This window comes from Streptomyces achromogenes, from assembly GCF_030816715.1.
In the GTDB taxonomy this organism is placed as follows: domain Bacteria; phylum Actinomycetota; class Actinomycetes; order Streptomycetales; family Streptomycetaceae; genus Streptomyces; species Streptomyces achromogenes_A.
The window spans coordinates 4,032,140-4,051,488 of sequence record NZ_JAUSYH010000001.1 but is presented as its reverse complement, the minus strand read 5'-3'; the positions used below and the strand labels follow the sequence as shown (position 1 = coordinate 4,051,488).

The 19,349-nt window shown below is 74.6% G+C and carries 18 protein-coding genes and 2 pseudogenes; 8 read left to right on the top strand and 12 right to left on the bottom strand.

Going from position 1 to position 19,349, the window contains the following annotated elements; genetic code table 11:
• Window positions 1–162 precede the first annotated feature (162 nt).
• Both QF032_RS18040 and murQ read right to left on the bottom strand, forming a co-directional pair.
• A complete protein-coding gene (locus QF032_RS18040; protein ID WP_307056577.1) occupies window positions 163–1,665 on the bottom strand; it encodes a PTS transporter subunit EIIC in 1,503 nt (500 codons plus the stop codon).
• A 16-nt stretch (window positions 1,666–1,681) separates the two neighbouring features.
• Window positions 1,682–2,617: an N-acetylmuramic acid 6-phosphate etherase gene (gene murQ, locus QF032_RS18035; RefSeq protein WP_307056575.1), complete on the bottom strand. Its 936-nt coding sequence runs from the start codon at window positions 2,615–2,617 to the stop codon at window positions 1,682–1,684.
• 205 nt (window positions 2,618–2,822) lie between these two features.
• Here murQ and QF032_RS18030 point away from each other — a divergent pair, with 205 nt between their 5' ends.
• A complete protein-coding gene (locus QF032_RS18030) occupies window positions 2,823–3,206 on the top strand; it encodes a hypothetical protein (protein WP_306951146.1) in 384 nt (127 codons plus the stop codon).
• A gap of 7 nt (window positions 3,207–3,213) precedes the next feature.
• Window positions 3,214–3,523 (top strand): annotated as a pseudogene (locus QF032_RS18025) (DUF4031 domain-containing protein).
• Here QF032_RS18025 and QF032_RS18020 read toward each other — a convergent pair.
• The 3 genes and pseudogenes from QF032_RS18020 to QF032_RS18010 all read right to left on the bottom strand — a co-directional run bounded on the left by QF032_RS18020 (window position 3,513) and on the right by QF032_RS18010 (window position 5,646).
• On the bottom strand, window positions 3,513–4,361 hold the full coding sequence (locus QF032_RS18020) for a hypothetical protein (RefSeq protein WP_307056574.1): 849 nt from the start codon (window positions 4,359–4,361) through the stop codon (window positions 3,513–3,515). The pseudogene QF032_RS18025 and the gene QF032_RS18020 overlap by 11 nt on opposite strands.
• A gap of 113 nt (window positions 4,362–4,474) precedes the next feature.
• Window positions 4,475–4,969: pseudogene (locus tag QF032_RS18015) on the bottom strand (GNAT family N-acetyltransferase); the annotation flags it as partial.
• A 32-nt stretch (window positions 4,970–5,001) separates the two neighbouring features.
• A complete protein-coding gene (locus QF032_RS18010; protein ID WP_307056572.1) occupies window positions 5,002–5,646 on the bottom strand; it encodes an HD domain-containing protein in 645 nt (214 codons plus the stop codon).
• Between the two features lie 147 nt (window positions 5,647–5,793).
• Here QF032_RS18010 and QF032_RS18005 point away from each other — a divergent pair, with 147 nt between their 5' ends.
• The gene (locus QF032_RS18005; RefSeq protein ID WP_307056571.1) at window positions 5,794–6,552 is read left to right on the top strand and encodes a copper homeostasis protein CutC; all 759 of its coding nucleotides are present in this window, start codon (window positions 5,794–5,796) and stop codon (window positions 6,550–6,552) included.
• 97 nt (window positions 6,553–6,649) lie between these two features.
• Here QF032_RS18005 and QF032_RS18000 read toward each other — a convergent pair whose 3' ends face one another.
• Window positions 6,650–8,623 (bottom strand): HelD family protein, encoded by a 1,974-nt coding sequence (locus tag QF032_RS18000; RefSeq protein ID WP_307050163.1) that lies wholly within the window; start codon window positions 8,621–8,623, stop codon window positions 6,650–6,652.
• Between the two features lie 361 nt (window positions 8,624–8,984).
• Here QF032_RS18000 and QF032_RS17995 point away from each other — a divergent pair, with 361 nt between their 5' ends.
• Window positions 8,985–9,170, top strand: a complete 186-nt coding sequence (locus QF032_RS17995; protein WP_307043947.1) for a hypothetical protein — start codon at window positions 8,985–8,987, stop codon at window positions 9,168–9,170.
• A 100-nt stretch (window positions 9,171–9,270) separates the two neighbouring features.
• Here the strand turns inward: QF032_RS17995 and QF032_RS17990 are convergent, their stop codons facing one another.
• On the bottom strand, window positions 9,271–10,914 hold the full coding sequence (locus tag QF032_RS17990; RefSeq protein ID WP_373430354.1) for a DNA repair helicase XPB: 1,644 nt from the start codon (window positions 10,912–10,914) through the stop codon (window positions 9,271–9,273).
• A gap of 210 nt (window positions 10,915–11,124) precedes the next feature.
• Here QF032_RS17990 and QF032_RS17985 point away from each other — a divergent pair, with 210 nt between their 5' ends.
• A complete protein-coding gene (locus tag QF032_RS17985) occupies window positions 11,125–11,679 on the top strand; it encodes a hypothetical protein (protein WP_307056569.1) in 555 nt (184 codons plus the stop codon).
• Window positions 11,680–11,727: 48 nt separating this feature from the next.
• On the opposite strand, the gene QF032_RS17980 is transcribed toward QF032_RS17985, so the two are convergent.
• Complete coding sequence (locus QF032_RS17980) at window positions 11,728–14,382, bottom strand: helicase-associated domain-containing protein (RefSeq protein WP_307056567.1); 2,655 nt, start codon at window positions 14,380–14,382, stop codon at window positions 11,728–11,730.
• 79 nt (window positions 14,383–14,461) lie between these two features.
• Between QF032_RS17980 and QF032_RS17975 the strand changes: the two genes are divergently transcribed.
• Both QF032_RS17975 and QF032_RS17970 read left to right on the top strand, forming a co-directional pair.
• Window positions 14,462–15,598 (top strand): hypothetical protein, encoded by a 1,137-nt coding sequence (locus tag QF032_RS17975; RefSeq protein WP_307043941.1) that lies wholly within the window; start codon window positions 14,462–14,464, stop codon window positions 15,596–15,598.
• Window positions 15,599–15,664: 66 nt separating this feature from the next.
• Window positions 15,665–16,306, top strand: a complete 642-nt coding sequence (locus tag QF032_RS17970; RefSeq protein ID WP_306951167.1) for an HAD family hydrolase — start codon at window positions 15,665–15,667, stop codon at window positions 16,304–16,306.
• Here the strand turns inward: QF032_RS17970 and QF032_RS17965 are convergent.
• Window positions 16,303–16,554 carry a hypothetical protein gene (locus QF032_RS17965; protein WP_307043939.1) on the bottom strand — a complete coding sequence of 84 codons (252 nt, stop codon included), beginning with the start codon at window positions 16,552–16,554 and terminating at the stop codon, window positions 16,303–16,305. The genes QF032_RS17970 and QF032_RS17965 overlap by 4 nt on opposite strands.
• A gap of 93 nt (window positions 16,555–16,647) precedes the next feature.
• Window positions 16,648–16,968, bottom strand: a complete 321-nt coding sequence (locus tag QF032_RS17960) for a hypothetical protein (RefSeq protein ID WP_306951170.1) — start codon at window positions 16,966–16,968, stop codon at window positions 16,648–16,650.
• Between the two features lie 369 nt (window positions 16,969–17,337).
• Between QF032_RS17960 and QF032_RS17955 the strand changes: the two genes are divergently transcribed.
• On the top strand, window positions 17,338–17,721 hold the full coding sequence (locus QF032_RS17955; protein WP_057579095.1) for a cold-shock protein: 384 nt from the start codon (window positions 17,338–17,340) through the stop codon (window positions 17,719–17,721).
• 19 nt (window positions 17,722–17,740) lie between these two features.
• Here the strand turns inward: QF032_RS17955 and QF032_RS17950 are convergent, their stop codons facing one another.
• Window positions 17,741–18,646, bottom strand: coding sequence for a 1,4-dihydroxy-6-naphthoate synthase (locus tag QF032_RS17950; protein ID WP_307056565.1), 906 nt, complete (start codon window positions 18,644–18,646; stop codon window positions 17,741–17,743).
• Window positions 18,633–19,340, bottom strand: a complete 708-nt coding sequence (locus QF032_RS17945) for a futalosine hydrolase (protein ID WP_306951176.1) — start codon at window positions 19,338–19,340, stop codon at window positions 18,633–18,635. The genes QF032_RS17950 and QF032_RS17945 overlap by 14 nt, the downstream gene beginning before the upstream one ends.
• Window positions 19,341–19,349: the final 9 nt, after the last annotated feature.

The following is a 19,349-nucleotide window of genomic DNA, read 5'->3' as shown; positions in this document are numbered from 1 at the left end:
GCCCGCGGCGGACTCGGGGCGTGGGCGGGGCCGGCGGCTCGCCCCGCCGCCCCGACTCGGACCTGTCGGCGGCCGTGCCGGGCGGGGTGCCCGTGGCAGTCGCGGCGGCCGTCCCGGGCGGGGTGGTCGTGCCGGGTGGGGTCGCCGGGTCGGTCGTGTCGGTCACGGGGCCGGGGTGGCTGTGCCGGGTGGGGCGGTCGTGGTGGTCACGGGTGCCGCGTCGGTCGAGATGGTCGTCCTGTCGCTCGGGTTGGCCGGGCCGGGCTCGGCCGTGGCCGTGGTCGTGGGGGAGAGGGCCGCGGCCGCCGCTCGGACGCCGCCGAAGAGGTAGGTGGCGGCGAAGCCGACCGCGTATCCCGTCAGCAGACCGCCCGCGTAGACCGCCGCCGTGGCGCCCGGCCCCCGGTCGCCCGCCAGCAGCGGGAACAGGGCCCAGCCGGACGGGCCGATCGCCGTCGCCCCGACCCGGTCGCCGAGCATCGCGAACAACCCGATGAAGGCGCCGCCGGCCGCGCCGCCCGCGCAGGCGGTGAGGAAGGGGCGGCCCAGCGGCAGCGACACCCCGTAGATCAGCGGTTCGCCGACGCCCAGCAGCCCGGCGGGGAGCGCCGACCTGATCGTCGCCCGCAGCACCGCGTGGTCACGCAACCGGACGTACACCGCCGCCGCCGCGCCGACCTGGCCCGCGCCCGCCATCGCCAGCACCGGCAGCAGGACCGTGTACCCCTGCTGCTCGATGAGCGTGGTGTGGACGGGGATCAGGGCCTGGTGGAGGCCCAGCATCACCAGCGGCAGGAAGAGCCCGCCGAGCAGCAGGCCGGCGAGGGCGCCCGTCGTCGTCAGCAGCCAGTTCGCCGCCGTGCCGATGGCCGCCGAGACCGCGCCGGCCGCGTACATCAGCCCGTACAGGGTGCCGAGGCCGGCCACCAGGACCGTCAGGGCGGGGGTGAGGAGGACGTCCAGCGTCTCCGGGACCCGGCCCCGGCACAGCCTCTCCACGTACGTCGCCAGCAGCGCGGCCGCCAGCGCGCCGAGGACGCCGCCCTGGCCGGGAGCGAGCGTCACCCCGAACGCCGTCACCTTCGCGACCCCCGGATACACGACGATCGCCGCGACCGCGCCGCCCAGGACCGGTGTGCCGCCGAACTCCTTCGCCGTGTTGTGGCCCACGAACACGGCGATCAGCGCCATGAAGCCGGAGGCGACGGCGGTCAGCGCCGGCGTGAGCCCCGGGAGCAGGCCCGCGTTGAGGAGCAGGCCGTTGACGCCGGCCAGGATCCCGCAGCCGACGAGGGCCGGGACGAGGGGGACGAAGACGGCGGCGAGGCGGCGCAGGGCGCTCTTCAGCGGGGTCGCGTCGCGCTCGCGCTGCCGCGCCTTCAGCCCGGCGCCGCGCGCCGCCAGCCGGTGTGCGGCCGTCAGCTTCTCGAAGTCGGCCGTCACCCGCGTCACCACGCCCGGCCCGAGGACCACCTGGAAGGCGCCGTCGGCCACCACGACCCCGAGCACCCCGGGCACCGCCCGCAGCGCCTCCTCGTCCGCCCGGGACGGATCGGCGAGATCCAGTCGCAGCCGGGTCATGCAGTGGGTGACGGAGACGACGTTCGCGGGGCCGCCCACGAGGGGCAGGATCGCGGCGGCTGTGGAGGAGGAGTCGATGCGCACCCCCCGAGCGTGCGGGTCAGTCGCCCGCCGCGGTGAGAGCGGCGCGCAGATGTCCCCCGGACTCCTCCAGAAGGCGGGCGGCGGCCGGCCCGTCCACCCCCGCCAGCACCACCAGGATCGCGGCCTTCACCTCGCCGTCCGCCGCCGCGAGCGCCGCCTCGATCTCGTCGTCCGCCGCGCCCGTCGCCAGGGCGACGATCCGCCGCGACCGGGCGCGCAGCTTGTCGTTGGTGGCGCGGACGTCCACCATCAGGTTCCCGTACGTCTTGCCCAGCCGGATCATCGTGATCGTCGAGACCATGTTCAGCACCAGTTTCTGCGCGGTGCCCGCCTTCAGCCGGGTCGAGCCGGTGAGCAGCTCGGGGCCCACCACCACCTCGATCGCGTGCTCGGCGGCGGTGGCCAGCTCGCTGCCCGCGTTGCAGGCCAGAGCGACGGTCAGGGCGCCCCGGGCGCGGGCGTGCCGCACCGCGCCGACGGCGTACGGGGTGCGGCCCGAGGCGGAGACGCCGATCACGGTGTCGTCGGGGGTGAGGGAGAGCGCCGCGAGATCAGCCTCGGCGAGCTCGGGGGAGTCCTCGGCGCCCTCGACCGGGACGGTCATGGCCTGCGGCCCGCCCGCGATCACCCCGACGACCCGGCCGGGGGCGGTGCCGAAGGTGGGCGGGCACTCGGAGGCGTCGAGCACGCCGAGCCGTCCGGCGGTGCCCGCGCCCGCGTAGACCAGCCGCCCGCCGCGCGCCATCCGCGTCGCCGTCGCGTCGACGACGGCGGCGATGCGCGGGAGCTGTGTGGCCACGGCGGCGGCGACACCGGCGTCCTCCGCGTTCATCAGCCGGGCGATGTCGAGGGTGGGGAGGCGGTCGATCTCGGCGAGGTCGGGGCGGAAGGCCTCGGTGGTGAGGGTGTCGAGCGCGGTGCGCAGATCCTGGGAGCCGGCACTGGAGGTCATGGCGATTCCGGTTCTCTCGTCGGCAGGGGCCCCGCAACATCTACCGGTGGCGGTGCGCCGACGCCTCGCACGACGCGGCCGGAGCCCGTTGCGCAGCTCTCCGGCGAGGCCGGCGTGAGGCCGGGGCCGGCCTCGCCGCCGCATGGAACGTATTGTCTGTCCGGGAGCGGGCCGGGAGCGGGCCGGGAGTGCGCACAATGGGGGCATGGACCCCACGAGCCCCCTGGAACAGACCTTGCACACGGCGCGTGCCCTGGTGCTCGCCGACCTGGCCTCGGGCGAGGTCGCGGCGGCGGACGTCGTGTCGATGGTCGAGGACTCGGTCGTGCAGCGCCGCTGGTGGGTCGAGCAGTGGCCGGACGGCGCGGCGTTCGTGGCCGGTCTGGTCGCCCAGGACGTGCAGGACGCGCTGCTGGAGCGGTACGGGCGGTGGCCGCTGTGTCCGGTCTGCGGCTCCGGCGACCCGCACGCCCTCGACGTCGAGCCCGAACTGGGTCCCGACCCGCACTGGGTGTGCCACAAGGCGGGCGTGAAGGTCGCCTCGGTGGGCTCGCTGGGGTCGGCCATGGGAGGCGGGCCGTCCTCGTGAGGCGCTCATGACCGTCTACATCGACCCGCCGGACTGGCCGGGGCACGGCCGGATGTGGTCGCACCTGGTCAGCGACGTCTCCTATGCCGAACTGCAGGCGTTCGCCGACCGGTTGGGCGTCCCGCGGAGGGCCTTCGAGCGTGACCACTACGACATCCCGTCCCCCCCGCTACGACGAGGTGGTGGCGGCCGGCGCGGTCGAGGTGAGCAGCCGTGAGGTGGTGCGGCTGCTGACGGAGTCCGGCCTGCGCCGGCGCAAGGGCGGCCGCGACGGGGACCGGGACGGCGGCCCCGGGGACGGCGTCGTCAGCTGCTGAAGACCGGTTCCATGGTGTGCCACCAGGCCGCGAGGCTCGTGTGGTCGGGGCCGCTGATCTGGACCAGCGCGGGACGGTCGTAGTACGAGCAGAGGAAGACGTACTGCCCGGTGGACGACAGGAAGCAGACGACGTCCCCCGCGGAGTCGCCGGTGTTGTTCTCGCGCCAGGTGCCGTAGGCGTTGGTCCGCGCCTCGCAGTCGCCGGGCTGCAGCCGGGCGGCGTAGGACTGGAAGACGGCGTCGCGGGCGGACTTGGTCCCGTACATGATGACGCTCGCCTTGCCGGAGCCGGAGACGCCGTACTGGTCGACCGTGGTCACCGTGCAGTACAGGGCGGCGTCCGCGCCCCGCCACTCGGTGTGCGCGCAGCTGTCGCGCGACCACTGGTCGGTGTTGAGCGTGTCGCGCAGGGCGCGCTCGTCCGCGGTCAGCCCGTCGCTCACGTCGTCGTCGGTGGTGCCTCCGCCGTCGGACGTCCCGCCGGAGCCGGAGGTGCCGGAGGTGCCGGAGGTGCCGCCGGCCGTGGTCCCGCCGGCCGTTGTTCCGTCGGTCGTTCCCTCGGCGGCGCCGTCCGTCGTCGTCCCGTCCGTGCCGCCGTCGCCCGAAGTGGAGCCCGAGCCGGAGTCGCCGCCGGAAACGGAACCGGAAACCGAACCGGAACCGGAGCTCGAGCCGCCGGTTCCACCGCCCCCGCCCCCGTGGGACGTCTGGTAGAGCCCCACGACGGCGAGCACCGAGCTGACGACGACCCCGATGATGGCCCACCGCACGCTCTGCCGGGCCAGCCGGTGGGGGGCGGGGGGATCCGGTGGCGTGGACGGGCCGGTCGTACTCATGGCGTTCCCCCGTTTTCCCCCGGCGTGCGCGACCGCGCGCGGCGCGGCCGTGTCGGAATTATCCGAAGCGGAGGGCGTGCGCCGGGAGGCAAAGCGACGAAGATCGGCCCCGGCTACGCCAGCTGCGGTCGGCCGCGCAGCTCATACGCGTACTCCCCCTCGCCTTCGCCGACCCGGACGAAGCCGGCCCGTTCGAGCACGGCCCGCGAGGGGGCGTTGGCGTGTTCGACGACCGCGAACAGGCGTCGGACGTCGTCCCGTGCCAGCGCCCATCCGGCGAGCGCGCGCAGCGCCTCGGTCGCGTAACCCCGGCCGCGGGCGGCCTCGACCAGGTCGTATCCGATCTCCGTGCGGCCGTCGTCGTCGGGAGCGGCGTGGAAGCCCATGCTGCCGACGGCCAGGCCGTCCGACCGCCGTACGAGGACGTACAGGCCGAACTCCGGGCGGTGCACGCCGGCCGCGTACGCCGTGGTCAGCATTCCGGCGGCGTCCCGGGTGCCCTCGAACGGGGAGCCGCCGAGCCAGTCGAAGCCCCCGCCGCCGCCCGCCCGCAGTCCCGCGGCGACCGTGGGGGAGACGCCCACGAGGGTGAGCCGACCTGCGGGGATGCGCGGGGCGGCGGGCAGGTGCGCGGCGGCGGTCATGAGGCCAGCAGCTCCAGCTCGCCCCGCAGGTTGTAGCGGGCCGTCTCCTCCCAGTGTTCGCTCCCGTACGGCGTCCTGAACAGCCGGGGCAGGGCGAGGAGTTGACGCAGGACGTCCGAACGGCCGGCCCGGAAGGCGTCGTTCGGCACGAAGGAGTACTCCTCGCGGACCGCGGCGGTGTAGGCGGCGTAGGCGGACGGCGGCGAGGCGAGGACCGCGAGGTCGGCGTCGCACAGCACCCGGCCGTCGGGGTCGTCGTCGGCCGGGTCGTGGGTGACCGTGAGCCGGACGAGCCGTGCGACCTCGGCCGTCTTCTCCGCGGGCGCGCGGGCCTCGGCGAGGGCGCGCTCGGCGAGACGGGCGGAGCGCTCCTCGTTCTCGGAGCGGTCGGGGAGGTAGACGGCGTCGTGGAACCAGGCGGCCAGCCGGACGACGTCCGGGTCGGAGGCGTGCGCCTGGAGGACGTCGACGCGGTCGAGGACGTCGGTGAGGTGGGTCAGCGTGTGGTAACGGCGCTGCGGCTCCTGCCAGCGGGCGAGGAGGGCGTCTGCGTAGGGCGCGGGGTCGGGGCCGCCGCCGGGGCCCCGGACCCCTTCCAGGGCGTGGCTGAAACGGGTGCGCAGCGCGTCGAGATCGGCCATGGCCTCATTGTCCCGCCGACCCGCGTATTCTTAAATTGGACTAGACCTATACCGGGTGACGGGAGCGGGACGAGGCGCCGCGACCGCCGCAGACGAACGCCGATGAACGCCGATGAACGCCGATCGAACGCCGACGAATGGGGACCCATGAGCAAGCGTGCAGTTCTGGAGGTGATCGCTCTCGACGCCGAGGACGCGGTCGCCGCCCAGGCCGGAGGCGCGGACCGCCTCGAGCTGGTCACCGAGATGGCCGCCGACGGGCTCACTCCGCCGGTCGCGGTGTTCGCCGCCGTCCGGGCCGCCGTCGACCTCTCCCTGCGCGTCATGCTGCGGCTGTCCGACGGCTTCGCGGCCGGGGACGTCGACCGCCTCGTGCGGGCCGCCGCCGATCTGCGGGCGGCGGGCGCGCGGGAGTTCGTGCTCGGCTTCCTCGACCAGGAGGGCGCGGTGGACCTGGCCGCGGTGGAGCGGATCGTCGCCGGGCTGGACGGCTGCCGCTGGACCTTCCACCGCGCCCTCGACCACGCCGCCGACCGCGACGCCCTGCGCAAGCAGCTGGACGGCCTGCCCGGACTGGACGCCTACCTCACCGCGGGCTCCCCGGCCGGGGTCGACGCGGGCCTGCCCACCCTGCTCGCCGAGGCCGCCCGGCACGGTGACCAGGGCTACGAGCAGCGCCTCCTCGTCGGCGGCGGCCTGCGCCTCGACCACCTCCCGCGGCTGCGGGACGCCGGGATCGACGCGTTCCACATCGGCGGCGCGGCCCGCCCGCACGGCTGGTCCGGCCCGGTGTCGGCACACGCCGTGCGCGAGTGGCGCCGAGCGGTGGACGCCGAACGCCCCGAGCCGGCGGCGCAGGCCGAGCCGGCGGCGCAGGCCGGCGGACCGGCCGGGCGCGTCGACTGAGCCGACGGCCCGCCCGGGTCAGCCGCCCGTGACTCGGCCGCCCGTGACTCGGCCGCCCCGTCGGCTCCGGGGGCGGCTGAGGAGGGGGCGCGGTCGGTCAGGTGAGTTGGCGGGGGAGGGGGGCCGTGTGGGTGACGAGGAGGCCGGAGACCGCTCGGGTCAGGGCCACGTACAGGCGGCGCAGGCCCGTCCGTTCGTCGGGCTCCCCGTCGACCACGGCCTGCGGTTCGTCCAGGACGACGTAGTCGTACTCCAGACCCTTGGCCAGCGACGCCGGGACCAGGGTGAGGCGGGTCTCGGCCGTCGTCTCCTCGCCCGGGGCCAGCCAGGGGACGCCTGCCGCCGCCAGCGCCTCGGCCAGCGCCGGGATCCGGGCGTCGGCCGCGATCAGCCCCGTCGAGCCCTCGTTGCGCAGCAGCTCCTCGCAGGCCGCGACGACGTCCGCCGTGTCCGCGACCTCCCGGACGTCGAAGAAGCCGGGGTTCTCACGGACCGACGCGACCGGCGTGAGGCCCGGCGCGATGTGCGGCAGCAGCCGGGAGGCGTAGACGATCACGTCCGTGGGGACGCGGAAACCGGCCGTCAGCTCCTCTACCACCGCGTCCGCCTTGCCGAGGTGCCCGAGGGCCTCCTCCCAGCTGCGGGTCGCCCACGGGGTGGTGCCCTGCGCCAGATCGCCCAGCACGGTCGCCGAACCCGTCGTGCAGCGACGGCCGACCGCCCGGTACTGCATGGGCGACAGGTCCTGCGCCTCGTCGAGGACCACATGGCCGAGCGAGTGCGTGCGCTCCACCAGGTCCCTCGCCTCGTCGATCAGCACCGCGTCCGCCGCCGACCACCTGGCGGCCTTCACGGACCGCGCAGGCTTCACCGCCAGGATCGTCTTCTGCTCCTGCTCGCTCAGCACGCCCTCCGCGTGCTCGGCGAGGAACTCCGCGTCCGTCAGCAGCCGCAGCACCAGCTTCGCCGGGTCGACGACCGGCCAGACCTCCTTCACCGCCGCCTTCACCGCGCTGTTGCGGGCCACGGCGTCCTGCACCCGGTCGTCCGGGGCCTCGCCCGAGCGTTCCATCTGCACCAGCACTGCGTGCGCGATGCGCTGCGGCAGGGCCTCGCGGGCGGCCCCGTACCGGATGTCCCGGCCGAGCAACTCCCGCACCATCTCCTCGAGTTCGTACGCCGCAACCCGCCAGCGCCGCGACCCGCGCACCACGACGACCGGCTCGGACGGCATCCGCACCTGCGCGTAGACGGCCCGCCGCAGCACCCGCGCCATCCTCGCGTCGCCCTTGACGAGCGCCGCCGCCGCGTCGTCCTCGCCCCGCACCTCCACATGGGCCACCAGGTCGTCCACCGTGCCCTGGCGGACCGTCAGCTCGCCCAGCGCCGGCAGCACCTGCTCGATGTAATGGAGGAAGGACTTGTTGGGCCCGATGACCAGCGTGCCGGTGCGCGCGAGCCGCTCACGGTGGGCGTACAGCAGATACGCCACCCGGTGCAGGCCGACCGCCGTCTTTCCGGTCCCCGGACCGCCCTGCACGCACACCGTGCCGCCCAGCCCGCTGCGCACGATCTCGTCCTGCTCGGGCTGGATGGTGGCGACGATGTCCCGCATCGGGCCCACCCGCGGCCGCTCGATCTCCTGCTGGAGCAGCTTGCTGGTGGCGGCGGCCACCGACGGATCCTGCGGGTCGGACAGATGCTCGTCCTCGTACGCCGTGATGTCCCCGCGGGTGTAGCCGAAGCGGCGGCGCAGCCCGACGTCCATCGGGTCCTTCTTCGACGCCCGGTAGAACGGCTGCGACACCGGCGCACGCCAGTCGATGACCATGGGGTCGCCATCGCCGTCGTGCACATGGCGACGCCCGATGTAGAACTTCTCCCCCTCCGCGCCCTCCGCCCGGTCCGCGCCGGGAGCGTGCAGGTAGTCGAGCCGCCCGAAGAACAGCGGGGTCTCGCTGAGATCGGCCAGCGCCTTGATCCGTTCCCCGATCTGCCGCTCCAGGATCTGGGCGTTGACCCAGTTCGCGGTGACGTCGCTGATGTCGAGGGACTCGACGTCCTCCCGCATCGCGCGCAGGGCGGCACGGGAGGACGCGAGATGGCCGCGTTCGCGGGCGAGGGGATCGTCGTCGACGGACGTGCGGGACGAGGGCGGCGTGGACAAGGGGGTGCCTCCGGGCCGGCTGGGGGTGGGCTACGGCGATTGCCGTCCGGTTTCCGTCCGGACGGCGGCGCTCCGAGGGGAGGCGGGCAAGAGCGGAGATTCTAGGTGAGCGGCCGACGGCGCGCCAACGCAATTACCCGCTACCCCTGAGGGCGCGCCTCCTTCCCGTAGGGGACACCCCCGCCCACAGGGGTACCCAGGGAGTACGCCGAATGGGGACCTGGGACCGATGCCCCCTTTATGCCGTGGCGCGCACCATGGAGACATGAGTGCAGCGACCCTCACCCCAGCCCCCGGTCGCCCGTCCGGCGCGACCCCCCTGTCCGACCTTCACCCCCACCGCCACCGCCTCGGCGACGCCCTGCGCGCCGTCAAGGTCTTCGTCGGCGCCGCCTTCGACGTGCTCGTCCTCGGCGAGTACCGCGAGGAGGCGGGCGTCCGCCGCAGGTGAGGGCCTGCGGGACCGGCTCACGCCTCGGGCAGCAGGATGTCCTTGTCGTCGAAGATCCGCAGCATGACCAGCAACAGACGCCCCCGGGACACCACGGCGCTCAGCCCTCCGCCAGCAACTCGTCCGCGTCCATGATCCGGTAGGCGTACCCCTGCTCCGCCAGGAACCGCTGGCGGTGCGCCGCGAAGTCCTGGTCGATGGTGTCCCGCGCCACCACCGAGTAGAAGTGCGCCTGATGCCCGTCCGCCTTGGGGCGCAGCACCCGGCCGAGACGCTGCGCCTCCTCCTGCCGCGACCCGAAGGTGCCCGACACCTGGATGGCCACCGTCGCCTCCGGCAGGTCGATCGAGAAGTTCGCGACCTTCGACACCACCAGCACGCTGATCTCGCCCTCCCGGAAGGCGTCGAAGAGCTTCTCACGCTGCGCGTTGGAGGTCTCGCCCTTGATGACCGGCGCGTTCAGATGCTCGCCGAGTTCGTCGAGCTGGTCGATGTACTGCCCGATGACGAGGATCTGCTGCCCGGCGAACCGCCGCACCAGCGCCTCCGTCACCTTCCGCTTCGTCGCCGTCGTCGCGCAGAAGCGGTACTTCTCCTCCGCCTCGGCGGTCGCGTACGCGAGACGCTCCGAGTCGGTGAGGTTGACCCGGACCTCCACGCAGTCGGCGGGCGCGATGTAGCCCTGCGCCTCGATCTCCTTCCACGGCGCGTCGAACCGCTTCGGCCCGATGAGCGAGAACACGTCCGACTCACGGCCGTCCTCGCGGACCAGCGTCGCCGTCAGACCGAGCCGCCGCCGCGCCTGCAGGTCGGCGGTGAACTTGAAGACCGGCGCCGGCAGCAGATGCACCTCGTCGTAGACGATCAGGCCCCAGTCCCGGGAGTCGAACAGCTCCAGATGCGGGTAGACGCCCTTCCGCCGGGTCGTCAGCACCTGGTAGGTGGCGATGGTGACCGGGCGGATCTCCTTCCGCGTCCCGCTGTACTCGCCGATCTCGTCCTCGGTCAGCGAGGTCCGCTTCACCAGCTCGTGCTTCCACTGGCGCGCCGACACGGTGTTCGTGACGAGGATCAGCGTCGTGGCCTTCGCCTGCGCCATCGCCCCCGCCCCGACCAGCGTCTTCCCGGCGCCGCAGGGCAGCACCACGACCCCGCTGCCGCCGTGCCAGAAGTTCTCCACCGCCTGCTTCTGGTACGGGCGCAGCGCCCACCCGTCCTCGGCGAGCTCGATGGGATGCGCCTCGCCGTCGACGTACCCCGCGAGGTCCTCGGCCGGCCAGCCCAGCTTCAGCAGCGTCTGCTTGATCTGCCCCCGCTCTGAGGGGTGCACGACGACGGTGTCCGGATCGAGCCGGGCCCCGACCAGCGGCGCGACCCGCTTCGAGCGCAGGATCTCCTCCAGCACCGGCCGGTCGGTGGTGGTCAGCACCAGGCCGTGCGCCGGATGCTTGCTCAGCGTCAGCCGCCCGTAGCGGTCCATCGTCTCCGCGACGTCCACGAGCAGCGCGTGCGGCACGGGATAGCGGCTGTACTGCACGAGCGCGTCCACGACCTGCTCGGCGTCGTGCCCCGCCGCCCGCGCGTTCCACAGGCCCAGCGGGGTCACCCGGTAGGTGTGGATGTGCTCCGGCGCCCGCTCCAGCTCGGCGAACGGCGCGATGGCGCGACGGCACGCGTCGGCCTGCTCGTGATCGACCTCCAGGAGCAGAGTCTTGTCCGACTGGACGATCAGCGGTCCGTTCACGTACGCCATCCCTTCCGCACCGGCCAAACCTCCAGTGTGCCGTACGACGTGCCGCGACGACGTGCCGCGACGGCGGTCCGCCGCCCCGCGCGGACGTCGGGGCCGGGGGCGCCGGGCCGGTCCCGGGGAACCGGGCAACCCTGGACACCCTCCGTGGGTCTGATCGGGGGAGCAGCGCGATGGGCGCGACGCGGTGAGGAGCATCACGGTATGTCGGTCCTGTCGTTCCGCAGGGGAGCGGTCGGCGTCGGAGCCGCGGCGGTGCTGGCCGCCACCGGCACCTGGGTGATGTGGCCCGCGGGGGTCGACGCGGGGCTGTGGGCCGAGGTGCGGCCGGTGATCGAGGCCCGGGTCGCGGCGGACTCGAGCGGGGGCGGCTACGGGGAGGCCGTGCCCGCGTGGAAGGCGCGCTGGTTCTGCCTTGCGGAGGCCCTCGAACTGGAGGAGCACGCGGGCGAGGTACGGGCCGGCGTCAACACGCTGTGCGTCGAGTACGGGGTGCTCGACCAGAGCCTCGTGGAGTGCGGTGCCGGGCAGCACCCGCAGGTCGTACGGCTCCAGCGGGACGCCGCGGCCGACGGCGGCTACCGGGTCGTCTCCCGGGAGGAGCCGCCGGACGGCGAGGGGTACGGCCGGTGGACGAGGGCCCACTTCGGCGTCCTCGTCCGGTCCTCCCTCCACGAGCCGATGCCGTCCGCCGCCCTGGAGTCCGCTGCCCGCGCCCACTTCGGCCTGCCGGCGGACGCCTCCGTCGGGTACTGCTGAGCCGTACCGCCGAGCCGTACCGCCGGGCCTCCTGTGCGGCGAGGAACCTCAGTCGTCCGCCAGTTCCGCCACCCCGGTGATCCGGTGCAGCGGGTATGTGCGGACCTCGTCCGCCGTGTGGTCGTACGCCGTCACGAAGCCGCCCTCCACCCGCACCGGGGCGATGACGCGCTGACTGGCGGAGCCCTCCGCGTTGACGTAACCGATCCACAGCGCCCCACCGGTGAGGACGGCGGCCTGCACGGTGGCCAGGGTCTCGGCGGAACTGGTGCGCGGCAGCTCGCCCGGGGCGAGCGGAGCGGCGTCCTCCGCCGCCCTGCGCGGCGCGGTCGCGGCGGCGTCGCCCGCCCGGACCGCGCGGATCGCCGCGGTGAGCAGCGTGCCGTCGGGAACCGGCGGCCCGTCCGGCACCGGCTCGGGGGCCGTCCGGGGCGGCGTGCGGTGCGCGAGCGCGCGGGTGATCAGGACGTCCCCCTCGGCGGACTCGGCGGCGGGCGCGAAGCCCATCGCCCGCAGGCCGTCCAGGAGCGTCGCCGGGTCGGCCTGCGCCGCGAGCACCGTGGGAGCCAGACGGCGCAGCCGCAGACCGGCGGCGCGCTTGTCGGCGAGGATCTCGTTCAGGATCGTCTCGTCGTCGCAGCGGACGTACGCCGAGGCCGCGCCCACCCGCAGATGACCGTGCCGGCGCGCCACGTCGTCGATCAGATAGGTCAGCGGCTGCGGCACCGGCGTACGGGAGTGCTCGGCGAGGAAGGCGTGCAGGTCGGAGGCGCTGCGCCCGGCGTCCAGGGCGCGCCGTACGGAACCGGGCGTGAACCGGTAGACGGTCGCGCCGCCCTTGGACTCGACGTCCGCGAGGACGCTCAGCACGTCGGCCAGCGGCCGCCGCAGCGGGCCCGGCGCGACCGCGGTCAGGTCCGCCTGGAGCAGGACGTGGTCCAGCGGCTCCGGCAGCAGCGGGGCGAGCAGCCGCGCGGCGGCCGCCGCGGCCGCGGCCTGCTCGGGCGGCGAGAGAGGGGCCACGACGACGCCGGCGGGCCGGTGATGGGCGGGCAGCTTGTCGCCCGGGCCGGCCGGAGCGGCGTCCACCGCGACCCGCGCGGTCCGGACGGCGGCCGGCGCGCCGAGCAGCACCCGGCCGTGCGCCGACAGCGCGCCCCGGCCGGTCACGCCGAGCCGCTCGGCCTCCGCCAGGGTCCAGCGCGCGAGCCGGGAGCGGAGGTCCTCGTCACCCTGCGCGGCGGCCTGCGCGGCCCCGGAGAACCCCGTCGTGGTGTGCGGGCCCGGTGTCCCGGACGCCGTCTGCGGGCCGTGCGACCCCGCCGTGCCAGGGGCTGCACCCTGTGCGCCGCGCAGCGGACGCTCCCAGCGCAGCCGGGCCAGCACCGCCTCCGCGTCCGGCGCGCCGCCCTCGGACAGCCCGGCCAGCAGCGTCAGCACCCGATGGCGCACCTCGGGCGCGGCGGACCGGTCGAGCCCCGGACCCAGCGCCGACAGCGCCCGCTCCTTGATGTCCCGGCCGCCCACCACCCCCGAGGTCCGGGTCGCCGCCAGCCACGCCTCGGCGAGCCGCGCCCACCGCTCGGCCGGCGGCCGCTCCACCCACTCGTCGTACTCGGGGGTCGCCGCGTACCGTTCGTCGGCCTCGCCGTCCGAGGCGAGCAGCCCCGCCGCGTACGCCAGCTCGACCCAGAACGCGGCCACCGGCTCGGCCACGTCCAGCGCGACGGCCGTCCGCTTGAGGTCGCGGACGCTGATCCCGCCGGCCCGCAGCACCCCGGGACCGCCCTCGTCCCAGTCCTTCAGCAGCTCCTCGACGGTCGCCAGCGCCGTGTACGCCTGACCGGCCGCCGTCGCGTCCACCACCTGCGGCGCGTGCACCGCGAGCGGCTCCACGGCCGGCGGCACCGGCTCGGGGGCCCGGTGCGCGCGGCCCTTGCGCAGATGCAGGGCGACCTCACGCGGCAGCACGACGGTCCCGGGCGCCGTCGGCAGCAGCAGCGCGCGGTCGAGCAGCCAGCGCAGCCGCGCCGCGGGATCGGCCGTGACCTGACCGTACGGCGGCCCCCACACCAGCCGCTCCAGCACCTCGAGGGACTCGGCGGGCGCCCCCGCCAGCAGCGCGGCCATCTTCCGGCGATGGGTGAACAGCGCGGTGAGCGCGCCCACCGCCGAGACCGAGTCGTGCGTCGACGGCAGCCCCAGCGTCGCCACGATCTCCTGGACCCGGCCCGGCGACATGCCCGCCGTCGCCTCCCGCACACTCGGCCCGAGCCCCGTCGGCGACGGGTGCTGCGGGGACGGCGCCAGCAGTTCACGGGCGGTGCGCACCAACCGGAGACGGTCGTCCGCGCCCCACACCAGCGCCTGCTCGCGCAAGGCGGCCAACGCCGCCGGGAGGGCCGCGAGCACGGCCGGATCGCCGGCGTCCCCCGCCATCAGGCCGAACAGCTCCTCGCGGGTCGCCGGATCGCCGGCCACGGCCAGCGCCTCCGCCGTCTGCAGCACGAACCGGTCGAGCCGCTCCAGCGCGCGGACGACGGAGGCACGGGTGCCGGCGCGGGTGGCGAGCTGCGTGAGGTCGGTGGGGACCGGAGTGATCAGGTCGGGGCGGGCGCGCAGCAGCGCGGCCAGGGAAGCGTCGTCCCGGGCGCGGAGCGCTTCCGCGAGGGACCGGGGGGCCGACTGGTCCTCGGTGCTCATTCTGCCCACGGTAGCGGTTGACGCTCTCGGGAGCCGCCGTCCCCGGACCCGCGGGCCCCGATGCACTAGCGTCTTCGGCGTGGGGATCGAGAGCGACCAAGTCGTCTACGAGTATCTGAGCCGCGTCGGCGACGTCGCGCAGCAGCGGCAGTTGTCGTCGGCCACCCGGATGCGGCTCGTCTCCGAGCTGCGCAACGAGATCGAACGGCGCCGGGCCAAGGCGCCCGTCGACTCGCCCGCCGCCGTCCGGCGCATCATCGACCGCCTCGGCAGCCCCGACGACCTCGTGGCGGCCGCGGCCGAGGGCGGTGGCGCGCCGCCGACGCCGACGCCCTCCGTGCCCGTCCAGCGGGACCGCGAGGTCCAGGAGAAACAGCACGAAGAGCAGCGGCAGAAACAGCGGCGGCAGCAGAAACAGCCGGAACCGGCGGGAGACGCGGAGAAGGCGAACCAGACCCGGCAGCCGGAGCGTCCGAAGGGGATCCGGCGGATCGTGCCGCGCCCCCGCACCGGCGCCGCGCCGCCCCCCGGCGTCCCCTCCGACGCGGCGTCCCCGCCGCACCGTGCGCCCGCCCACGAACTGGGCGACGGCAAAGCCGCCCCCGACTGGTGGCTGCACGAGCCGACCCCGTTCGGCCCCGGCGAGGACATTCCCGGGTTCGTCGGCGGAGTCGAGATCCCCGACCTGCTCAAGCCGCCGCCGCGCCGAAAGCCCGGAGACGACGCGGACGACGCGGACGACGCGGACGACGAGGGCGGCGAGGGCGACGGAGGGTCCGCGGCCGTCGCGAAGAGCACCGGACGGGACGACGACACCGCCGCCGCCCCCGCCCGCCGCCGTCGGCTGCGCCTGCCCCGGTCCGCCGGCGCACCGGCCCGCCGCTGGACCAACCCCCTCCTCCTGATCGCGGCCGGCGCTCTGGTCGTGGGCGCGGCGCTCGGGAACTGGTTCGTGCTGGTCGCGGGGTGGCTCATCGCCTACGCCTCACGCCGGCTGACGGAGCGTGAGACGAAGGCGGCGGTCTTCTGGCTGCCCGGCCTCGCGCTCACCGCCGGCCTCGTCTGGCTCTGGGGCCGCTCCGAGGGCCGCTGGGGCGCCCCCGTCGCCGAAGGCCACATGAGCGACGCGATCGCCGGCACATGGCCCTGGGTCGTCCGGGGCGCGGCCGTCGCCTCGGCTCTGTTCCTGGCCTGGCGCTCGCAGCGACAGCGGTAGGCCGGGCCCGCGCCACCGCCGGGCGGGTCGAGGCGGCCGCTCGGGCCCACCGGCACAATGGCCTCCATGACCGCCTCCATGACCGTCCCTCCCGCCCTCACCGTCGGCTTCGACCTCGACATGACCCTGATCGACTCCCGGCCCGGCATCCGGGCCTGCTGGGCGGAACTGTCGGCGAGAACGGGCACGTACGTCGACGCCGACCTGGTGGTGACGCGACTGGGGCCGCCGCTGGAGGAGGAGATCGGGAACTGGTTCCCTGCGCGGGAGATACCCGCCGTGGCCGCGCTCTACCGTGAGCTCTACCCGGCGTTCGCGGTCGGCGGCAGCCTCGAGATGCCCGGCGCCCGCGAGGCCGTCGCGGCGGTCCAGGCGGCGGGCGGGCGGGCGATCGTCGTCACCGCGAAGTGGGAGCCGAACGCCCGGCTGCACATGGACCACCTGGACCTGCGGCCCGACGCGGTGATCGGCGACCTGTGGGCCGAGCAGAAGGCCCTGGCGCTGCGCGAGCACGGGGCGAGCGTCTACGTCGGCGACCACATCGGGGACGTCCGCGGAGCGCGCGCCGCAGGAGCCCTGTCCGTCACCGTGCCCACCGGCCCGATCGGCGCGCAGGAGCTGCGGACGGCCGGCGCGGACGTCGTGCTCGCCGACCTCACCGAGTTCCCCGCCTGGCTGGCCGGCCACCTCGGGAACGCGGGCTCCTAACCGGCCGCGCCCCGCGCCCGACGACGGCCCGCGGCGACGGACCGCAGAACGCCCGCGCCCGCGATCAGGAATCCGACGCCCATGAGCATGCTCAGCCCGAACATGTACGTCGGAAAGGGCGTCGAGCCGAGGAACAGGGGGGCGACCGTGACCAGTGTGGCCACGGCGCCGACGAAGAAGACGACGGCCCCGGCACGGATCAGTCGGTCACCGGGGGCGGCGGAATTCGTTTGGGTTTCGTCACGCACCCGACCAGGGTAGTTCCCCGCCCGCCGAGACGGCCGGGGACTCCCTCGGCGGGACGGCCGGGGACTCCCTCGGCGGGACGGCCCGCGACCCGGCTAGCGCACTTCCAGCGAGGTCTTCACGAGGTGGCAGGCGTACCTGTCGCCGTCCACCCACGAAACCGGCGTGTCACCGACCGATTTCCGCGTCTTCCACGCGCCGTAGACGGTTATCGAGTAGGGGTACCTGGGCGAGTCGCATTGCGCCTTGACGCGATAGGACCCGAACCCCCTGCTGCAACTGCCGTACCCCCTGTTGCCGTCGGCGATGGAGGTGCTGCAGCCGTCCACGGCCGCCTGGGCGGTACCGCCGACAGCGGTCAGCGCGCCTCCTGCCACAGCGGCGACCACGAAGACCCGCAGAGCTGTTGCGTACATCCTCGTTCCGTGCAATGAAGCCTCCGTGAATCGAGTGGGCCGTAACCGGTACGGCGACCACGAGCCGATCGGTGCCGCGTGAAGGGATTTCCGCGGCAACTCGCCGTCAGACTAACCAAGTTGATCGGACAGTGAACGGGAGTGTCCGACGGGCTCGCCGCGGTGCGGCCCATTCGGGGCCCGGCGGCCGGGAGCCCGGCCGCCGAGTGGTCGCGCTGGCGTCCGCGTACGACTTTCGGCCGGCGCCGGTAAGCGGTGGCCCGGCATCGTTTTAAGGCGTGCTGGGTTGGAGAGACCCCCGGTAAGCTTGCACGACTGCTATTTCAACGCGTCCGGGCCAGTCCAGGACAGATCGAGGGAGCGTGTGCTTTGCCGACTGGCAAGGTCAAATGGTTCAACAGCGAGAAGGGCTTCGGCTTTCTCTCCCGCGATGACGGCGGTGACGTCTTCGTGCATTCCTCGGTCCTCCCCGCCGGTGTCGAGGCACTGAAGCCGGGCCAGCGTGTGGAGTTCGGCGTCGTCGCAGGTCAGCGCGGCGACCAGGCGCTCTCCGTCGTCATCCTAGACCCGACCCCCTCGGTCGCCGCGGCGCAGCGCAAGAAGCCCGACGAACTGGCCTCCATCGTCCAGGATTTGACCACCCTTCTCGAGAACATCACCCCGATGCTCGAAAAGGGCCGCTACCCGGAGAAGACCTCCGGCAAGAAGATCGCCGGCCTGCTGCGCGCCGTCGCCGACCAGTTGGACGTCTGATCCGGCAACCGCCGGTCCCTCAGGGGAAATCGAGCGCACCCGGGCCGAGGGGCGGAAGCAGTCCCTCGGCCGCCGCGCGGGTCAGCAGTGCGCGTACCGCCGCGTAGCCGTCCTCGCCCAGTTCGGCCGTGAACTCGTTGACGTACAGACCGATGTGCTGGTCGGCGACGGACGGATCCATCTCCTGGGCGTGTTCCATGACGTACGGCCGGGAGGCCTCGGGGTCGTCCCAGGCGGCGCGCACGGACGCGCGGATCGAGCCGGCGAGCCGGTCGAGGGTCTCCGCGCCCAGGGACCGCCTGGCGATGATCGCGCCCAGCGGGATCGGCAGGCCGGTCGTGGCCTCCCAGTGCTCGCCCATGTCCGCGAGCTTGTGCAGCCCGTAGTCCCGGTAGGTGAAGCGGGCCTCGTGGATCACCAGGCCCGCGTCGACCTTCCCGTCGCGCACGGCCGGCATGATCTCGTGGAACGGCATGACGACGATCTCGCCGACGCCCCCCGGGACGTGCTCCGCCGCCCACAGCCGGAACAGCAGGTACGCCGTCGACCGTTCGCTCGGCACGGCGACCGTGCGGCCGCTGAGCCTTTCACCGCCGGAGGGTCGCACGGCGTCCCCCGCGCCCGCCCCCGTTCCTGTGCCGGCCTCCTCGCGGGTCAGCACCAGCGGCCCGCAGCCCCGGCCCAGCGCGCCCCCGCACGGCAGCAGCGCGTAGGTGTCGAGGACGTACGGCAGCACCGCGTACGACACCTTCAGCACGTCCGGCTCGCCGCGCTCCGCCATGCCGTTGGTGACGTCGATGTCCGCGAACGTCACGTCGAGCGCGGGCGCGTCCGGGACCCGGCCGTGGGCCAGGGCGTCGAAGACGAAGGTGTCGTTCGGGCAGGGGGAGTACGCGATCCGCAGGGGCCGTTCACTGGTCGTCATACCGGTTCCAACTCTCGAGGACGGGTGCCAGCTTCCCGAACGCCGTCGTCAGCGCGGTCAGCGCGTCGCCGATGCGCCAGGCGGCCCGGTCACGGGGGCCGACGGGGTTGGACACCGCGCGGATCTCCATGACGGCGACGCCGTGCGCGTCGGCCGCCTCGGCGACCCCGAAGCCCTCCATCGCCTCGGCCAGGGCACGGGGGTGGCGTGCGTGCAGGGCCGCGGCCCGGGAGGCGGTGCCGGTGACCGTGGAGACGGTCAGGACCGTGCCCACGCCGGCCCCGGTGGCGTCCGCGGCCGCCCGGACGAGGGACGGCGGCGGGACGTGGGTGACCCGGCCGAAGCCCAGCTCGGTGACCGGCAGGAAGCCGTCCGCGGACTCCGCGCCCAGGTCGGCGGCGGTGATCCGGTCCGCGACGACGAGGGAGGCGACGGGCGCCTCGGGCAGGAAGCCGCCCGCGATGCCGGCCGAGACGACCAGGCTGTACGGGGCGTCCTCGTACCGTGCGGCGGTCAGCGCGGCGGAGACGGACGCGGCGGCGAGCGCGGGACCCACCCCGGCGGCGAGCAGGTCACAGGTCCCGCTCGGGCCCCGCAGGCGGTGCAGGGTGACGCCGGGCAGGCGCAGCTCCCGGCCGGGTTCGGGGAACGCCCGGACCACCGCGTCCCGCTCGGCGGGGACCGCGGTGGCCACGAGGACGCG